The sequence below is a fragment of the Streptomyces aurantiacus genome (assembly GCF_001418335.1).
GTDB classification, from domain to species: domain Bacteria; phylum Actinomycetota; class Actinomycetes; order Streptomycetales; family Streptomycetaceae; genus Streptomyces; species Streptomyces aurantiacus.
Map to the genome: position 1 here is coordinate 1 of NZ_LIPP01000062.1, position 1,952 is coordinate 1,952.

At 72.4% G+C, this 1,952-nt stretch carries 3 protein-coding genes; 1 reads left to right on the top strand and 2 read right to left on the bottom strand.

Going from position 1 to position 1,952, the window contains the following annotated elements; translation table 11 throughout:
- Positions 1–21: 21 nt before the first annotated feature.
- Positions 22–1,053 (bottom strand): M56 family metallopeptidase, encoded by a 1,032-nt coding sequence (locus AOK01_RS09605; protein ID WP_055510515.1) that lies wholly within the window; start codon positions 1,051–1,053, stop codon positions 22–24.
- A 5-nt stretch (positions 1,054–1,058) separates the two neighbouring features.
- Positions 1,059–1,448, bottom strand: coding sequence for a BlaI/MecI/CopY family transcriptional regulator (locus AOK01_RS09610; protein ID WP_055510516.1), 390 nt, complete (start codon positions 1,446–1,448; stop codon positions 1,059–1,061).
- An 80-nt stretch (positions 1,449–1,528) separates the two neighbouring features.
- Between AOK01_RS09610 and AOK01_RS09615 the strand changes: the two genes are divergently transcribed.
- Positions 1,529–1,952, top strand: a 424-nt coding sequence (locus tag AOK01_RS09615; RefSeq protein WP_055510517.1) for a TerD family protein, incomplete at its 3' end; no start/stop codon positions are given.

Sequence of the window (1,952 nt, forward strand, 5' to 3'; positions counted from 1 at the left end):
GGCTTCGTGGCGGGATCGCCGTTACAGCGGTGTCGCCGCGTGGAGGATGAGGATCATCGTGACCGCGGAGTTCGCGGAGGACATCGCCGAGACGGCCGTACCGACGGCCGCCGTCCAGGCTGCGAGGCCTACTCCGGTGAACACGGACGGCCAGCTGCGGACGGCCGGCGCCGGACCGAGCAGGGCGGCGACGCGGCGCGGAACCGGTCCGGGTCCGGGTCCGGGTCCGGATCTGGCCGCGAAGCCCGCGAGCGTCGCGGCGGGGGCCGGGTCCGGGCCCGGAGTATCCCTGGACACCAGGGCCGCCCTGCCGATCGCCACGGCCACGGCCCGGCGGTCACCGACGGCGCGGGCCGCGTCCTCGTCGGCCCAGCGTTCCGTCGTGTAGGACACCGCCGTGCGCAGCGGGCGCAGAAACGGGTTGGCGCGCGCCGCCAGCCGTACGGCCAGCAGGAACCGGTGGTGCCCGGCCTCCAGATGTGCCCGCTCATGGGCGAACAGGGCCCGGCGCTCGGCGGGCCCGAGCCGGGACAGCAGCGCGGTGGTGACCACTACCCGCCCCCGGACCCGTCCTCGGACCCGGCCGCGCTCCCGGACCCGGTTCCGGTGCGTATCGGCGCCGGTGCCGGTGCCGGGCAGTGCGTAGGCGTACGGCGTCTCGTCGGGCAGTACCGCCACCTCCCTGCCGCGTACCCCCGCCAGCGCCCGGTGCGCGCGGCGGCGGGTGCGGCCGTGTCGCCACGACGCCCTGCCGCAGGCCGACGCGACGGCGAGGAGCGCGGGTATGGCCGCCTTCCCCGCCACCTCGTCGTACGGGACGGCCGCCCGCACCTCGGGGTCCGACCAGCCGTCGGGCAGCGGATTGCCGGGCAGCTGAGCGGTGCCGACCACCATCAGCAGGCCCAGGCAGACCGTGCTGCACACCGCCATGACCACGGCCACGCCGGTCAGCAGCCGGGTGGCGGTACGCGGATGGAGGTGCTGCTCGGCAAGCCGGGCGACCGGCCACGCCGTCAACGGCAGTATCAGCGGCAGGAAGACGAACACCCCCATGGGTCTCAGGCTTCCCTCTCCGTGTCGGGGTGGCCCAGCAGTTCACGCAGCAGCCGTTCGTCGTTCGGCTCCAGGGAGGTCACGAAGCTCGCGAGCACGGCCTCCCGGTCGCGTTCGCCGTCCAGCACCTTGCGCATTCTGCGCGCGGCGAGGCCCGCCTCGTCCGAGGCCGCGGTCCAGGCGAAGGACCGGCCCTCCCGTTCCCGGGTCACCGCGCCCTTGTCCAGCAGCCGGGTCAGGATCGTGATCACCGTCGTATAGGCGAGGTCGCCGCCGAGCCGCTCCTGCACCCAGCCCGCGGTCGCGGGACTCTCCGCCGCGCGCAGGGCCGACAGGACCTGCGCCTCCAGCTCGCCCTGGCCCCGTCGCGGGGGGCGCTGTCGCTGGTCCGTCATGTCCTGTCTCCTTCCTTATTTTCTACAGTGCTGTAGATTTTTTACCACGCTGTACGTCCGCACCAAACAAGGAGTTGGCAGTGGGAGTTTCTCTGGCCAAAGGCGGCAATGTCTCGCTCAGCAAGGAGGTGCCGGGCCTGACCGCCGTACTGGTCGGCCTCGGCTGGGACGTACGGACCACCACGGGCACCGACTACGACCTCGACGCCTCCGCGCTGCTGGTCGACGCGTCGGGCAAGGTCCTCTCCGACCAGCACTTCATCTTCTACAACAACCTCAAGAGCCCGGACGGCTCCGTCGAGCACACCGGCGACAACCTCACCGGCGAGGGCGAGGGCGACGACGAGTCCGTCAAGGTGAACCTGGCCACCGTGCCCCCCGAGGTCGCCAAGATCGTCTTCCCCGTCTCCATCCACGACGCCGCCAACCGTGGCCAGAGCTTCGGCCAGGTCAGGGGCGCCTTCATCCGCGTCGTCAACCAGGCAGGCGGCGCCGAGATCGCCC